We start from the raw sequence: 16,460 nt of genomic DNA, 5'->3' as shown, positions 1-16,460 counted from the left end.
TTGCCTGATTCGCTGTTCACTGTTTTTACTCCACGAGAATGAAGTTGACTTTACAACTTTCCCTTTTCAAGAACATACTCTTCATTGGAGTTTTTTAAAACGATATCAAATTTATGATGATAAGAATGCATAAACAACTCATATTGCATCCTACGCTGTTCATGGGATTTTCTTAAATAATTTATATCCGTTCCTCTTTCAGAAACATCACGTATACTCCTTCTCACCAACTCGGTTTCTCCATCCGTATATAAGTAGATTTTCAGATCATACAAATTTGGGTCAGTAAAAGCAACGCTCATGCCTTCTACAATATTTATCTTGTTTTGTGAAGATATGAACATACTTTTTGTATAGTCCGTGCCAATGGTGTAAAAATCCAACCCATCCCTCAACATATGAATATCTCTCTCTAAAGCAGATATATAATGAGCAGCAGGATGACAAGCTGTCACTTTATCGTGGTAATGTTCATTCTTATATTCATAGTCGATAGAAGTGTATTTTCTAAGACTAGATTCAACAATATAGGGGTCTGTATTAATATAATTCACATCATCCTGCTGCAAAAGCTTTAAAAGATTATGAGCAAATGTTGTTTTTCCAGATGCACCATGACCCGAAATCCCAATGATGATTCTATTAGCCTCACCGCTAATCAAATTAGCTATCTTATGTAACACCTTGTCCATATTATTCGCCCCTCTCCCTACTCGATCCTATGTATTCCTTACTCCGCTATGGTTTAGCACATTAAAATCTATGGTGCATTTTATATAAAGAAACTTAATAGAAAGGGGTAGATATTCCATGGCTACTCGTCAGCCTGATTTAGTATTGATCAGTTGGAGCAGAAATCCTTTGGTTGCTGGATCAGCACGTAGGATTATTGCCGCCCGTGTTATTGGAAATGCCGTGCCTTGCAGACCTAGCTTGAGACCCAATGGATTGCTTAACACCGCTTTGGCTTGCTTATTAGACAACGATGTAGGTTTTAAAGTAGTCTTTCGTAAAAAGACTTCAAACATTAGCGGATATATTTTGTTACAACGTAACTAATAGGTTTAGGGGGCAGTGAAATTGCTGCTCTCTTTTTTCTGTGTATCTCATTACACTTAAAGTCCAATCATTCCTAGAAAATGGTGTATATAATTTATTAGGAATTGAATCTGATTGAAAATGGGTGCGTCCATGAAATTACAAGCTGTGAAAAAAAGCTATGATTTAATAGTAAGCTTAGGGATGTCTTGTGCTCCTGCTATAAATCTGCAAAGAAATAGCTTGAGGAAATTCTCCATGCCACTCGACTGGATGGTTTCTTATTCATTGGCTGATGTAAATAGACTGTATAAGAATAGATTTCAAAATTTCATGGAATTAATAAATCTGCAAATCCTTGATGAAACACATTTTTTTCTGGAGGATGGAATACCAGTCTATCCTAATTGGAACAAAAATGCATTAGTGAAATCCTATTTTATTCAGGATACTTTATATAACATTATCTCCGTTCATGATTTTCCAATCCACCAAGGTAAACACTGGTCTACAACCTATCCTTCGTATAAAGCGAAGCTGGAATTACGAATTAATAGATTTTGGGACAAGTTAATCACCAGTAAAAAAACTTTATTCATTAGATGGTCCGCCTCATATGAACAGGCTGTAGAGCTACAATCGATTTTATCTGGTTTATTAAAACCGAACGAATTTATTATTCTTATTCTTAATCCCGTTCGTGAAGCAACCTCGGTACAAGAATTAAGTTGGAATATTAATAATATTTGTGTGTTAGAAGTTCCTGAGGATATGAACGATTATGATAGCTGGGATTATATTTTGAAGGACATACAAGTAACTAATAACTAATTTCGCTTTGATCGATCAAATGATTAATTATTTCCTGTGCTGCAAAAACATATGGATACAAATACAGCCTACTGATGCTGACCAATAAAGAAATAGGGTTACTAATTCCAAAATCGTATTGACTCCCATGCGCTGCTGGATTTGCGGGTTCAGGCTCTACAAGATCATACTTCTCCATCAGCCTTTCCTTGGTTCCACTATCTACTACTGTTCCGTTTCCTTTATCCGCAAGGACAGATCCCGATTGAAAACACGCCATGAATAAGACACAGCAAATGGTGAGGATTGCTAGTTTCTTTTTTCGCATCATACATCTCCTAATTCTTTCTGTGGTCTCCCCTAAAACTTAGAGCCGTTCAAATTATTTCTTGGGTAATCGCAGGAAACCTATGTATTCGACAATCTTGATCAGTATAGATCATATTCTATGAAAATAATGGGAGAAAAAGTCTCGAATTCTATAATACTCCTTTCTATATATAAAAACAAAAGCACCCAAAGCTAAAATTAGCAGGGTACTTTTGGATACTTCGCCGTATTTACAATATCAACATTCCGCTGAGCGGTTTATGGAGTTGGTGTTCCGCCGTTCGCATTCAGTGTTTCGCCACTGATATAGCTAGATTCCTGGCTAGCCAGGAATACATATGCCGGAGCCATCTCCGCAGGCTGTCCCGGACGACCTAGTGGTGTGCTCGACCCGAACTCCTTCAGCACTTCCTCCGGTTGCCCACCCACAACTTGAAGAGGTGTCCATACAGGACCTGGCGCCACTACATTGACGCGAATTCCCTTATCAGCTACTTGCTGAGCGAGAGACTTACTGAATGTATTAATAGCCGCCTTGGTAGTCGCGTAGTCCAAAAGGATCGGCGAGGGATTATAAGCTTGAATAGAAGAAGTGTTAATAATGGTGCTGCCCGGTTGCATATGCTTCACTGCAGCTTTGCACAGCCAGAACATGGCATACACGTTCGTCTTAAATGTATCGTCAAAATGCTTCGTAGTGAGATCAGCGATGTCTGGGACGAATTGCTGTTTGCCCGCGATATTGGCTAAAATATCAATTCCACCTAGCTCCTTAACCGTAGTATCGACGAGTTGTTCACAGTATGCTTCATCCTTCAGATCACCTGGAATGGCGATTGCAGTACGACCCGCTTCCTGCACTAGCTTGAGCACCTGCTTTGCATCTTCCTCTTCCTCAGGCATATAAGATAGAACAACATCTGCCCCCTCGCGAGCAAAAGCAATAGCAACAGCACGACCTATACCACTGTCCGCTCCCGTAACTAACGCTTTACGTCCGGTCAGACGCCCGGTTCCTTTATAGGTATCTTCTCCTGTATCAGGTACTGGATTCATTTTCTTCTGCAGACCCGGCTCCGCTTGTTGCTGCTGAAATTCCGGTCCAGCCTTAGTGTACTGAGTGGTAGGATCTTGCATCGTATATTGGTTAGACATCGATCAATTCCTCCTTTATTTTTAGAAATACATTTTTATATTTTCCGAACTCTTTGTTATGTAAACACAACAAGCACGCCTCTAAACATTCGCCTTCGATAACACAGCCTTGAATAGTGCCACAAAAATACCCCAACCACCTGTCAAGGTGGCTAGGGTATCCCTTACAATATTTCTCAGGCTTAAATCTCCTCTGACCTGCCTTGCACTGACTCGTACCGCGTGCGTATGCTTAAATAATATATGGAAACTCACTTATAAATTGGGGAACGCTCCGTATAGTATGGCGTATACATTAGATAAAGGAGTGATAAATCATGGGCATTTTTATATTCCTCTTTGTACTGTTAGCATTGCTTAATATCTTCTTTCCTCATTTGGGATGGTACATGCGCTATGGCTGGATGATGAAAGGCGATGTAGAGCCCAGTGATGCCTATTTATTAATGACTCGCCTCAGCAGTATAGTGGCACTTATTATCCTCGTTTTTATCTGGACTAGTTTCTGACTTACCCTAACGCTCTTAGCACATCTTCAATCTTGCGCTGATGCGACAATACCCCGTAATTCATCCAGGCCATAAAATCCACCTCATATACACAGCGACTACGCACAGCGGGCAGACTGCGCCAAAGCGGTGTATCCAGCAGTTCCCGTCCTTCTCCTTCCTGTCGATCAAAGGTAATGAACAAATGATCTGCAGTCAGGCTCGCAAGCTCTTCTCTTGTTAGGCTCACCCGCTTCTGTCCACGGGTCAACTTCGGAACCAATTCATGGGGCTGCAAACCTAAATCATGATGGAGTACGCTACCTGTATAACCCAATTGCCCGCATCCATAGAGATTGATTCCGTAGGAAGATATTCTTAAGCATGCTACAGTCTGCCCTTGGACAGAACGGTTTAGCACTCGTTTAGCTTGCTGCGCCCGATGCTCATAATTGCCGATCACTTCCTGGACACGGTCCGTTCTGCCAAAGACGGCTGCTGCAGAAAATAACGTGGCACGCCAATCCTCCTGATGAAAAGGCAGCTTGAACAACGGAGCAATTTGGCTGCACTCATCCAGGTGCCAACGCTGAAAGCCATCATCCAGCAGGATCAGTTCGGGCATGTACTGGGAGAGCTCCTGCCAATCGCCAGTTGAAATATCAACCGCAGGCACATCGTTGAGGGACAGATACTCCTGCTTCCCCCACTGAGCATGAGAATATTGCGCCACCGGTGTAATATCCAGAGCCAGCAGATAGTCTTCCAGAAAAGGAGCGAACACCCGCAGCCCTTCCTGATGGAAGCTTCTGTATTGGCCGGGCGTAACGCCCACCGATCTTTTGAAACGCCGGTTAAAATAATACTCATTGCTATATCCTACGGATAACGCGATATCATGCATACGGTCATTCGTAAGCAGCAACTGCTGCTGGGCCCTTTCAATACGAAGTCCGTTCAAATGCTCTAAGGGAATCCGCCCTGTCACTTCTTTAAAAATCTGTGTGTAGCGTGTACGTGTAACGCCTGCCACTTCAGCCAATTGATCGACGGTTATGGCGTGATTATAATGTTCCTGCATATAGCGGATGGAACGCTGCACCGCCTCATGGGCTCCTTTCATCTGGATGACAGAGGAATTTGCCCGCATGATCAGCAGCAGTAACTCTTGAAAGCGGGTATGGCCTGCGAACCATTCAATCTCTTCCGTACTTCTGCGACTATGATAGATAGCCTCAAGCAGTAGTGCACATTGTGAAAAAGGTCTGCAGCTTAGCGGACCAGACCGGAGAATTCCTTCTCTAGTCCCCTTTTCCATTCCACTCTGCTTACTTCCCCCGGTTTCGATTACTTCAAAAGTAAGCCTATAAAAGCTAAGTCCTCGCTCCTCGGCATTGATTCTGCTTATAAGCCCCGGTTCGAACAAGAACCCAACACCTTTTTCCAGGGGAAAACGCTTCTCCTCGGCTTCTAACCATCCCTGTCCTTCCGATACAATGATCAGGGTATGATCTTGAAACACTAAGGTCTGTCCGTTCACCGATAAGGATTGGGCTTCTATGTTAATCAAGCTATAGAATAGCCTCTTTTTATTGCTGTCTTGTAAATCTTCTGCCATTCTAGCGCCCTCCAATTGAGAACCATTTTCATTCACTTTACTATAGTTTAGAATAAAAAAGAAGGTCTATCAACTATGCTGATAGACCTTCTTTATGCTATTCCTTACGACGGCTACCGTTTTATTTCACCATAGCTTTCAGCAAGTCATCAAGCTTCATCGAATTGGCTGTGATGGCACCGGACTGCCAGTGGGAACGTTCCATTCTATAGACATTCCCGTTCTTCACCGCAGGCAGACTCTTCCACAATGGACCCTCAAGTATTTGAATCGCTTCCTGATTCCCTTCAGTATCCCAGCCCCCATTATCAGGGAACACAATAATATGATCCGCGTCGAGCTGAGGAATAAGCTCTTCAGAAATAACAGATTGATATTCGGTCATTTCTGCCGCCATAGGCACGGGTGTCAGCCCAAATTGATCATAAATCACACCGGTATAGCGGTTTTTAACACCGAATAGAGCAAAGGTTTTATCCGCTACGTTAAGCCGGATCACCGCTACTTTTTCCTGACCCAGGGCCTGTTGCAGCTTAGCTTTCCCCTCTGCCACCTTCTGATCATACGCTGCAAGGACGGATTCCGCCTTCTCCGGAATACCAAGGGCATCTGCAATAGCTGTAAGCATTTGTCTTGAGTCTTGCAACACCGACTCAGGTAGACGATAAGTTGGTGCTATCTTGGAATATAGTTCATACCTCGCCGCATCAGCGCCTCCGTCCACAATAATCAAATCGGGGTCTTTTTCCAATAATGCCTCCACGCTACCCGTGATATCGAATTCTGGCACATCCAGATTTAAATAATCCTGTTTTCCCCAGCTTGGATGATACCACTGAACCACCGGGGTAATGCCCAATGCCTTCAAATAATCTTCTACATAGATCCCGGCTACCCGTTGCGGTTTAACTGGAATTTCAACATCCCCGAATTCCCCGGCAATCGTCCGGGTTGCACCCTCTTCTGCGGCATTTCCACTTCCTTCAGTTGGTGCGCTAGTGCTCGCTGAGGTAGATTCCTCTGCATTCTCTGTCTTAGCAACGTTTTCTTTCGCAGTATTGTTATTCGTTCCGCATGCTGCCAGCGCGGTGATTGCCATTATAAGTACCGCTGCCCACAAAAACTTCTGACCCCATCTTGCCATTGATCCCTTCACTCCTATGCTTTATTGTCATTGATTATCATTCTCAATAACCTTTATCACAATAGTAGCATGACTTTCATAGCTTTCAATGCACTTTCTCCGCAAAAAACTTATACAAACTATTTCTAGTTATTCTGCTCTATCATTATTTGGTAGGATTCTTCTTCTATTTAAAATAGGTCACCCTTTATTAACTTGATCGCAAAATTTCTTTTTTTACGATTGATTTATACGATGCTTTCGCTTACAATAAACTCATAAACGCGCGTTTATGAAAAGAGGGGAAACATGCGCAGCGAAGATATTGCTAAGTTGGCCGGGGTTTCCCGAAGTACGGTATCCCGCGTGATCAACAACTATTCCAATGTTCCTGAAGAAACCCGGGCTAAAGTGCTGCGGGTGATTGAGCAACATCAGTACGAACCGAACAGCTTTGCACGGGCTCTGGCCGGTAAGAAAACCGATACCATCGGATTGTTCGCCATCAGTATGAACGAGAAAGAGAACACTACCCGAATTTATCAGAACAATTACTTTGCACCATTCGTCGATGCCGTAGTCGACACGTCGAATGCCCGCGGATGTTACGTTCTGATTCATACGGTATACTCTCCGGACGATTTTCTGAAGGTAAAACAAGCTTTTCTGCAAAAACGGATTGACGGTGGTATAATTGTCGGCACTCAGAAGGATATTAATATCGTCCGCGAAATGGTGGGACTCGATTCTCCGCTAGTACTGATTGATTATGATATCTCAGAGATTATGTCGGAGCATCTTGACCGCAATCATTTGGCCATTGTGAACTCCAAAGATTACGAGGGCACCACAGAAGTGATTGAACATTTAATCTCCCTAGGCCATCAAGAGATCGGCATCATCTGCGGGCAAATGAATACGTACTCTGGTCGAGAACGCTACACGGCCTATGAGGATACGCTAAAAAAACATGGTCTGCCTATGAATGAGAAGTTTATCCTAAAGGGTGATTTTCTGAAAGAGACGGCTTATGAAGAGGTCAAGAAGCTGCTTGCTTCTGATGAACCTTTGCCGACTGCCTTCTTCTCTTCCAACGATGACATGGCTATTTCAGCGATGGAAGCGTTCTCCGAACACGGAATCATTGTCCCTGAGGATATCTCCATTGCTGGTTTTGATGACATTCAGCTGGCATCCCGTATTCAGCCTAAGCTGACCTCTGTACGCTTGCCGATTTATGAAATGTCCAAGGCTGCAGTGGAAAAAGTAATCGAGCTGTGTGATTCGCAGCAGCCGACTTTCAGCACGATCAGCTTTCCAGCTCGTTTAGTGGAGAGAGATTCCTGTCAACCGCCGAAGAAGTAGCACAGATTCATCATTCACTGAAGAATACATATTTTTCTGTGAAGCTGCTATCATTGGTTCTCGAAATCACTGCCTAATACTATCTTTTAGAAACAACGGAAAGAATCCCTTCCCTCGAGGGAATTTTTCCTGAAACTTATAAACGCGCGTTCACAATCGAAAGGAGACTTTCTCACATGAAATTCGGTACCTTTGACGACACTCGTAAAGAGTATGTAATTAACACACCAAAAACACCTTACCCTTGGATTAACTACCTTGGTAATGAACAATTTTTCGGACTTATTTCTAATACTGCTGGTGGCTATACCTTCTATAGAGACGCTCGTCTCAGAAGATTGACCCGTTACCGTTACAACAATATCCCAATGGATGCTGGCGGCCGTTACTACTATCTTTATGATGATGGTGATTTCTGGACTCCAGGCTGGATGCCAGTAAAACGTGATCTGGACTTCTACGAATGCCGTCACGGTCTTGGCTACACTTCCATTACTGGTGAACGCAACGGCATCTCTGTAAACCAGCTTGCTTTTGTACCTATGGGTCATAATGCTGAGGTACATCGTCTTGTAGTGAAAAACACGGGTTCCGCGAAGAAATCCGTTAAGCTATTCTCTTTTGCAGAATTCTGTCTTTGGAATGCACAAGATGATATGACTAACTTCCAACGCAATCTCAGCACTGGTGAGGTTGAAGTGAAGGGTTCTGTTATCTATCACAAAACAGAATACCGTGAGCGCAGAAACCACTACGCTTTCTACTCTGTTAACAAAGAAATCGCCGGCTTTGATACTGACCGCGAAGCTTTCGTAGGGATGTACAATGGTCTGGAAAGCCCGCAAGCTGTTGCTGCAGGTGAACCAACTAACTCCGTAGCGAGCGGCTGGTCCCCTATCGGATCGCACGCCCTGAACATTACTCTGGAGCCAGGCGAAGAGCAAAGCTTCATCTTTGTCCTTGGTTACATTGAAAACCCAGAAGAAGACAAATGGGAATCTCTGAACGTAATCAACAAAAAACCAGCAGAGGCTATGATCGAGCAATTTGCTACAGACGCTCAAGTGGACGCCGCTTTGGCTGCACTGGCTGCACACTGGGATAACCTGTTGTCCAAATATCAAATCCAAAGTGGCGACGACAAGTTGAACCGTATGGTTAACATCTGGAATCCATATCAATGTATGGTTACCTTCAACATGTCCCGCTCCGCTTCTTACTTTGAATCCGGTATTGGCCGTGGTATGGGCTTCCGGGATTCTAACCAAGACTTGCTCGGATTTGTGCACCAAATCCCTGAACGTGCTAAAGAACGTATTCTCGATATTGCCGCTACACAATTTGAAGACGGCAGTGCCTATCACCAATACCAACCACTCACTAAAAAAGGTAACAATGAAGTCGGTACCGGCTTTAATGATGACCCGCTTTGGTTGATCCTTGGCACAGCTGCTTACATCAAAGAAACTGGCGATACTTCGATTCTCGATGAGCAGGTTCCTTTTGACAGCAATCCGGATAACACGGCTACTCTGTTTGAGCACTTGAAACGCTCCTTCGAGCATGTAACTAACAATCTCGGACCTCACGGCTTGCCGCTGATCGGTCGTGCAGACTGGAATGACTGCTTGAACCTGAACTGCTTCTCTACAGAGCCGGGCGAATCTTTCCAAACTACTGCCAACATCGAAGGTCGCGTAGCGGAATCCGTATTTATCGCGGGTCTGTTCGTCTTCGTTGGACCGGACTATGCAGAAATCTGCCGGATGCGCGGACTTAATGATGTAGCTACGGATGCAGAAGCTAAGATTGACAACATGCGTGAAATCACACTGACTCACGGTTTCGATGGTGACTGGTTCCTGCGCGCTTATGACCACTATGGCGACAAGATCGGTTCCAAAGAAAACGAAGAAGGTAAGATTTTCATCGAACCACAAGGTATCTGTGTTATGGCCGGTATCGGTGTGGAAGATGGTCAAGCTGAAAAAGCTCTGACTTCCGTGCAAGAGCATTTGGATACTAAATACGGTATCGTATTGCAACAGCCACCATATTCCAAGTACTATCTGAACCTGGGTGAAATTTCTACGTACCCTCCGGGCTACAAAGAAAATGCTGGTATTTTCTGCCACAATAACCCTTGGATCATGATCGCTGAAACTGTACTTGGACATGGCGACAGAGCGTTTGAAATTTACGCTAAAATTGCTCCTGCTTACTTGGAGGATATCAGCGAAATTCACCGTACTGAACCTTATGTATACTCGCAAATGATCGCAGGTAAAGATGCCGTTCGCCACGGGGAAGCTAAAAACTCCTGGTTGACTGGTACTGCTGCTTGGAACTATGTAGCGATTACACAATCTATCCTTGGTATTCAAGCGGACTTCAATGGTCTGAAGATCGATCCTTGTATTCCTACAGAGTGGGACAGCTTTGAAATCACCCGTGTCTTCCGTGGAGATACTTATGTGATTCAAATCAAGAACCCGAACCATGTATCCAAAGGTGTAGCTAGTCTTACCTTGGATGGCGCAGCTGTAGAAGGTAACATCATCACTCCTGTTGGAGACGGTGCTGTACACCAAGTAGTTGTAGAACTGGGTTAATATAAAAAATCCGCTCAACCGTTCGTTTGAACGATTGAGCGGAGCGGATCTAAAATTAACAGTAGATGCCCCCTGAAGGATTCAGGGGGCATCTTTTTTTACCCTTCCACAATATCTGCTCTTAAATCACTCGCAACCTCAAGCATTCTAGGAATCACGGCTTCATTGGCGCCAGAAACATAAATATCGCCCTGATAATGTCTAAATGGGATTGTTGTATCACCATAGCTCCACATAAAGAAATCTCCCTCAATCGACATGGTAGTGGCACCTGTTACTGTAAAAACTGATGTATAGGTGAAATCAGGTTTGGATGCGAAATATTGCTTACACTCTTCTAAAGATAGGGTTGGTGCTGAATCTCCATCATTCTGCATTGCTCTTGTCATTCGATAACGTTTACTCATTGTGATGCCTCCAATATTATCTGTAAAATGATCAGTTGCCTTATCCAGATCAAATATAGCATACAATGAAGGGCAAATCCCATTCCATTTCTAAGTCGAAAATGTTAATATAGCCGTTTTTCATAGCTTTCTTTTAGTGATTTCGAGATATCCTCTGGAGTAACTCCAAGTTTGCGGGCATGTTGCGCCAGTATTTTTGATGGATTAGGCAATACTTCTTTCGCAAGCCAATAATCGTCATCCCACAAATGTGACCGCTTAAAGGCTTTTGCACAATGCATATAACATTCTTCAACTTCCACGCCTATTCCAATGACCGGGACTTTACCATGCGCTTCCATAGGTTTCAATATTTCTTCATCCTTAACTATACTCGCGTGCCCATTTATTCTTAATGTTTCTTCAAGTCCGGGAATGATGAATATCAAACCGACTTTTGGGTTCTCAAGTATATTCCGCAAAGAATCAAACCGTCTGTTCCCAGGGCGTTCAGGGATCACTAAATGTTTATCATCCAACACGTGAACAAAACCTTCTGCGTCCCCGCGCGGAGAGACATCACAAGCACCGGACGAACCGCTTGTAGCCATAAAAAGCATCGGGGATTTTGAGATATAATCACGGCAATGATGATCTATAAAAGTTATGGTTTTGTTGTTAACTAATTCGCTTGGGTACCCAAATAAAGACCTTAACTCTTCTTCTGACTCTATAACTTTTTCGAAAAAGTTTGGCTTCATACTTCTCCCCCTCTCAACTTAATAAGCCCCAATGTTCTTATTTTTGCTCAAATATCCGCTTAATAATTGGGCGAAATTTTTTCTTGCTGTCTCATCCGATAACTTCCCATAAGTGCCATACAGATTATCCGCATGATATCTTGGAAACACATGTAAATGATAATGCCATACATCTTGGCTGCCATCCGGCTCATTATGTTGTCTAGAAGAAACGCCATCACATTTATAAACTTCTTTAAGTCCTCTAGCAACTTCAATCTCCAGCTCATGTATCCGGTTTGAAATTTCAACATCCAATGTATAAATGTTCTCGATATGCTGATTAGGGATGATTAGAACATGCCCTTCATTATTCGGATACCAATGAGAAGCAATAAAAGCCGTTATGTAATGATCTTTATAAATAATATCCGCTTGCTTAGAACGCACATGTTCATTTTCAATGCCCGAAACCAACAAACAAAAGGGACAAGTATAACCCTCTGGAGCATGATTATAAATATAGCCCGCCTCCACTTTTATAGGATTTAAGAATTTTCTATGTTTCTTCTAATTTCGCCATTTCGCGTGTGTTCTCCTTTTTGCAAAAAGAAAAGGACAGGCTGTAAATTACAGCTGTCCCCCTTGGAAAATACTGATAAAACACAGTCATTCCCGAGATCTATGTCTACCGATAACTTAAACGCTGGCTTCCGGAATCCATACCTTCATTTCACCACTGCCGCGATTTCCCCATAAGTAATATGGAATCGCCTTAACCTGAACGGTTTGAACTGGTGCTTTTACTCTACTGTAAAGTCCACCACTCCAGCCCGCTTTATCTACACGCAGCCCCTCTGCCTCGACAACAACAGCGCCGCCGAGCAATGTCTCATCAAAAGCCGCAGTAAGTTCACTGCCTTCTTTTAAAGAAATTGAGCTTAAAGGCTCACCATTATCTATACTTTCAAGGCAATACACAAGAGGTCCACGCTGAATCGTTACTTTTTGAGCATCTGCACGCAAATTCGGATGTGCGTAGATACGATGTGTCTCCATAGGGTCATGCACTTCGATTACATCTCCTGCTCTCCACAGTCTCCGGATAACGAGGTATCCCTGCTCGATGTTCTCAGCAGTATTCATTACTTCACCGTTGACTCTGATCTCCATTCCTTGGCTCCAAGATGGAATCCGCAAGGCAATCCCAAACTGGGCTTCCGCTGCAGGATTAATCTTCAACGAGACTGTACCTTCCCATGGATAGTTACTCTCTTGCTGAATCGCAACATCTGTTCCACCCAGCTTTGTTGTCAGCTCACTGCCAATATACAAATTCGTATAGAGCGTATCACCATGGGTCGTATAGATATATTGATTAAGCGAAGTCAGCAGACGCGCCACATTCGGAGGACAGCAAGCGCAGCCAAACCAGCCTTGACGCTCGGACTTCACATGATGTTTATCTGGGTTGCAGCTGCATGCCTTAGGCCATACTTCCAGTGGATTCACATAAAAATAGTGCTTACCATCCTGTGCCATTGAACCCAACACATTGTTATAAAGCGCCCGCTCCATGACGTCGGCATAACGTGCATCCGGCGATATTCTCAGCATCCGCTGTGCAAAAAAGATCAACCCAATAGATGCACAAGTCTCTGCGTACACCGAATCGTTAGGCAGATCATAATCGAAGGTGAAAGCCTCACCCCGATGCGTAGATCCGATCCCGCCAGTAATGTACATTTGCTTAGTAGTGATGTTATTCCACAGTCTCTCGCATGCTTCGCGAAGGGTATCATCTCCCGTAAGTGCGGCTAGATCAGCCATAGCAGTATACATATAGACCGCACGTACAGCGTGTCCTACAGCCACTTCCTGTTCTCTTACCGGAAGATGACTTTGGTAATATTTTAAATCTAAATTCTCCTTCTGACCTGTGAAAAAATTGATACTCCCCAGATTATCCCATTGTTGCTTTAAGAAATTCGGCTGTTGACCTCGCTCATTAATAAAAAAGCTGCTGAGCTTCAAATACCGCTCCTCACCTGTGAGCCGATACAGCTTAACGAGCGCAAGCTCAATCTCCTGATGACCATCATATCCCCGCATTTTTCCTTCTTCCGGACCAAACACAGAATCGATATGATCAACCATTCGGCACATGATGTCGAGCAGCTTTCTTTTGCCTGTAGCCTCGTAATAAGAAACGGCTGCCTCAATGAAATGCCCAGCACAGTACAGCTCGTGGCAATCGTTCAGATTGGTCCAGCGTTTGCCGGGTTCTTTTATCGTAAAATAAGTATTTAAGTACCCGTCTTCCTGCTGCGCTTCTCCAACGAGGCCAATCACTTCATCCGCTTGACGCTCCAGCTCGGGATCACGTTTGATGCTTAAGGAATAACCTACGGCCTCCAGCCACTTGGCTACATCACTGTCTTGAAAAACCCAGCCGTAAAATTCGCCGCTTTTCCGGCCCGCAGCAATCTCAAAGTTAGCAATGGCATGACTGGGCTCAGCTCCCGCTGCTTTGTCGTGCAATGCCTCATATTGATACGGGATTACAACATCCTGAACCAGCTTTATATAACTTCCCCAGAAATCATCTTTAATGCTAACGGATTGATCTTTTACAACTTGCTGATCCTGGATCGTTTTATTCATCATCATCTTCCCCTTAGCCTTATTTTATACTCGCTAATTACAATTATAGAGCGTACAATAGATAAAAAATATAATCAGAAGCAACCCCTTTTTTGTACTATTTCACACTCCTATTTTCAAGGACAATTTGAGCTCGCACTACGATAAAAAGAGAGGTAGAACACCGTGAGTCCTTCCTATGTACATTTCGCAGCGCCGCCTTTTCCATATTTTCTGGAATGCAATCACACTGTATATCAACCCGGAGAGCAGCATCCAAATAGAAGCCATATCGGCTTATTTGATCTGATTATTGTAGAGCAAGGTTGCCTATTTATCGGTGAAGAGCATAATCAATGGCAGGTTGCGGCTGGGCATACGCTGCTTCTGCTGCCTGACCGCTATCATTATTCCGTTAAGTCTTGCGAGGAGCTGACTTCGTTTATTTGGATTCATTTTCATACCCTCGCAGATTGGTCAAGTTCTGATGGCGAGCCCGTGTATATCAACCGAGAGACACATTTCCGGCAGTTTCTTACTCATCCATATACCATTCGCATCCCGCAGTTTGGTCCCCTTCCTGATCCCTTTAAACGGAGTGGACAAGCTGAGAAGCTTTTACAGCTGTCCACTGGAAGACGTTCCAGTGCAGTTTGGGAGCAGCAAAGGATTTTTGAAGAAATGCTGCGGATGATGGATCTAGCGCAGCATGATACTTCAGAAAGTCATGCGGTAGAGATCGCCGAGAGGACAGAGACTTATATCCGCAATCATTACGCGGAGCCTCTCTCCAATGCCTCTCTTGCGGATGCGCTGCATTTTCATTATAACTACCTTGCCCGCTGCATGAAACGCGTATATGGACTGACTCCGATGGAGTATTTAACGGATTACCGTTTGGAACAGGCCAAGCTGCTTCTGCTTAAGACAGAGATGCCTATAGCTGCGATCGCAGAAGGTATCGGTTTCGAGAGCACCGCCTACTTCTCGCGTCGCTTTACTCAGCAGATCGGAATCTCTCCGCTTCGCTTCCGCAAGCGGTATTCCCGATAACGGCAAAAACAGCATGTCTCATAATTGGAGGCGTGCTGTTTTCGTTGTTAATGCGATGCGCTGCTGTAGCTCTCTTGTGTGCTGCTGGCTTTCTTCTGTGCTGCTGGCTTACGTGATCAGCTTTGGATTAATTGGACGCGAGATGCTCCTCTAGCTCGGAGAAACTTAGGTAACTATTGTGATGGAGCAGTACTCCGATTGGCACATTTATTGTGTACCCGTGATCCGTCCTAAATCCTTCTGCTGCTCTTACTTCGTACTTCTTGCTTCTTGCTTCTTGCTTCTTGCTTCTTGCTTCTTGCTTCTTGCTTCTTGCTTCTTGCTTCTTGCTTCTTGCTTCTTGCTTCTTGCTTCTTGCAATAATTTTACCAGTTTACCTTCCTAGGCGTGGCGCACTCATACTTACCATAGGTCAACGCTGATTATGCGGCTCGACCCTCCAAAGCTTATCAGCAAGTAACTCACCGTATAGCCATCACACTACTCTCTGTATCCCCCGGAGACGCGTCTGCTTAATCATCCATTCATAGCACTCCCCGTTGCGGACCGGATTGCAGCTATTTGTGATTTCCGATCCATTTTGCAGCAGTTTCGGACTGTATAGCTCTTATTGCTCATAATTTGCTCGGAATCGGACTACATTTGTGGGAATAGCTGCAACTGGGTCCGTTAGTGTGACAAAACGAGCGGAATCATGGAAATAAGGGCAACTGAGTCCGAACAGTTGCTGAAAAGAACGCCGCCTGCCAAATTTGATCCTAGACGTGCTACCCATTGTTTAAACTAGCTGTCTAGGGCTCAACCTAGCTACACTGTGCGGAATTAGCTACCTATAGCTCAACCTATCTACACCGTGCGGAATTAGCTACCTATGGCTTAACCTAGCTACTCCGTGCGCAGAATTTGTTACCTGTTGCATAACCTAGCTGTCTACGTCTCGAAATCAGCTACCTTTGCTCGATCTTGATCGTATCGGACCGTATTGCAGCTATTTCAGCATATGGGTTCATTTTGCGAAGGTTTCGGACTGTATAGTTCTTATTGCCCTTGATTTGCGCAGAAAAGGAGCGCATTTGAGCGAATAGCTGCAACCGAGTCC

The 16,460-nt window shown here is 44.1% G+C and carries 15 protein-coding genes; 6 read left to right on the top strand and 9 right to left on the bottom strand.

Annotated elements, in window-relative coordinates; genetic code table 11:
- Positions 1 to 50: 50 nt before the first annotated feature.
- Positions 51 to 692: a phosphoribulokinase gene (locus NYE72_RS11930; RefSeq protein ID WP_339211819.1), complete on the bottom strand. Its 642-nt coding sequence runs from the start codon at positions 690 to 692 to the stop codon at positions 51 to 53.
- Positions 693 to 810: 118 nt separating this feature from the next.
- Between NYE72_RS11930 and NYE72_RS11925 the strand changes: the two genes are divergently transcribed.
- A complete protein-coding gene (locus NYE72_RS11925; protein ID WP_038570172.1) occupies positions 811 to 1,059 on the top strand; it encodes a hypothetical protein in 249 nt (82 codons plus the stop codon).
- A gap of 132 nt (positions 1,060 to 1,191) precedes the next feature.
- Positions 1,192 to 1,869, top strand: coding sequence for a DUF1796 family putative cysteine peptidase (locus NYE72_RS11920; protein ID WP_038574383.1), 678 nt, complete (start codon positions 1,192 to 1,194; stop codon positions 1,867 to 1,869).
- Here NYE72_RS11920 and NYE72_RS11915 read toward each other — a convergent pair.
- Positions 1,859 to 2,179: a hypothetical protein gene (locus tag NYE72_RS11915; protein ID WP_143767774.1), complete on the bottom strand. Its 321-nt coding sequence runs from the start codon at positions 2,177 to 2,179 to the stop codon at positions 1,859 to 1,861. The two genes, NYE72_RS11920 and NYE72_RS11915, sit on opposite strands and share 11 nt — an antisense overlap.
- Before the next feature lie 257 nt (positions 2,180 to 2,436).
- Positions 2,437 to 3,333, bottom strand: a complete 897-nt coding sequence (locus tag NYE72_RS11910; RefSeq protein WP_339211818.1) for an SDR family oxidoreductase — start codon at positions 3,331 to 3,333, stop codon at positions 2,437 to 2,439.
- Between the two features lie 317 nt (positions 3,334 to 3,650).
- On the opposite strand from NYE72_RS11910, the gene NYE72_RS11905 reads away from it, so the two are divergent.
- Positions 3,651 to 3,842, top strand: a complete 192-nt coding sequence (locus NYE72_RS11905) for a DUF6199 family natural product biosynthesis protein (RefSeq protein WP_036685995.1) — start codon at positions 3,651 to 3,653, stop codon at positions 3,840 to 3,842.
- A 1-nt stretch (position 3,843) separates the two neighbouring features.
- Here NYE72_RS11905 and NYE72_RS11900 read toward each other — a convergent pair whose 3' ends face one another.
- A complete protein-coding gene (locus tag NYE72_RS11900) occupies positions 3,844 to 5,439 on the bottom strand; it encodes a helix-turn-helix domain-containing protein (protein WP_076273749.1) in 1,596 nt (531 codons plus the stop codon).
- 121 nt (positions 5,440 to 5,560) lie between these two features.
- Positions 5,561 to 6,583 (bottom strand): ABC transporter substrate-binding protein, encoded by a 1,023-nt coding sequence (locus NYE72_RS11895; RefSeq protein WP_036685992.1) that lies wholly within the window; start codon positions 6,581 to 6,583, stop codon positions 5,561 to 5,563.
- Between the two features lie 288 nt (positions 6,584 to 6,871).
- Here NYE72_RS11895 and NYE72_RS11890 point away from each other — a divergent pair, with 288 nt between their 5' ends.
- Entirely contained in the window at positions 6,872 to 7,927 is a 1,056-nt protein-coding gene (locus NYE72_RS11890; RefSeq protein WP_076220152.1) for a LacI family DNA-binding transcriptional regulator, read from the top strand.
- A gap of 176 nt (positions 7,928 to 8,103) precedes the next feature.
- Positions 8,104 to 10,539 (top strand): glycosyl transferase, encoded by a 2,436-nt coding sequence (locus NYE72_RS11885; RefSeq protein ID WP_036685988.1) that lies wholly within the window; start codon positions 8,104 to 8,106, stop codon positions 10,537 to 10,539.
- A gap of 98 nt (positions 10,540 to 10,637) precedes the next feature.
- On the opposite strand, the gene NYE72_RS11880 is transcribed toward NYE72_RS11885, so the two are convergent.
- The 4 genes from NYE72_RS11880 to NYE72_RS11865 all read right to left on the bottom strand — a co-directional run bounded on the left by NYE72_RS11880 (position 10,638) and on the right by NYE72_RS11865 (position 14,332).
- On the bottom strand, positions 10,638 to 10,946 hold the full coding sequence (locus NYE72_RS11880; protein WP_076104769.1) for a hypothetical protein: 309 nt from the start codon (positions 10,944 to 10,946) through the stop codon (positions 10,638 to 10,640).
- A gap of 104 nt (positions 10,947 to 11,050) precedes the next feature.
- Positions 11,051 to 11,686 carry a pyridoxamine 5'-phosphate oxidase family protein gene (locus NYE72_RS11875; protein WP_036685984.1) on the bottom strand — a complete coding sequence of 212 codons (636 nt, stop codon included), beginning with the start codon at positions 11,684 to 11,686 and terminating at the stop codon, positions 11,051 to 11,053.
- A gap of 18 nt (positions 11,687 to 11,704) precedes the next feature.
- On the bottom strand, positions 11,705 to 12,202 hold the full coding sequence (locus tag NYE72_RS11870; protein WP_339211816.1) for an HIT family protein: 498 nt from the start codon (positions 12,200 to 12,202) through the stop codon (positions 11,705 to 11,707).
- Between the two features lie 162 nt (positions 12,203 to 12,364).
- A complete protein-coding gene (locus NYE72_RS11865) occupies positions 12,365 to 14,332 on the bottom strand; it encodes a beta-L-arabinofuranosidase domain-containing protein (protein ID WP_339212071.1) in 1,968 nt (655 codons plus the stop codon).
- 162 nt (positions 14,333 to 14,494) lie between these two features.
- On the opposite strand from NYE72_RS11865, the gene NYE72_RS11860 reads away from it, so the two are divergent.
- The gene (locus NYE72_RS11860) at positions 14,495 to 15,361 is read left to right on the top strand and encodes an AraC family transcriptional regulator (protein ID WP_076104767.1); all 867 of its coding nucleotides are present in this window, start codon (positions 14,495 to 14,497) and stop codon (positions 15,359 to 15,361) included.
- The last annotated feature ends 1,099 nt before the right edge of the window (positions 15,362 to 16,460 follow it).

It is taken from the genome of Paenibacillus sp. FSL L8-0333 (assembly GCF_037965665.1).
Taxonomy (GTDB): Bacteria; Bacillota; Bacilli; order Paenibacillales; family Paenibacillaceae; genus Paenibacillus_AQ; species Paenibacillus_AQ odorifer.
Note: the sequence above shows the minus strand (reverse complement) of the source record. Positions and strands in the feature narration are given on the sequence as shown.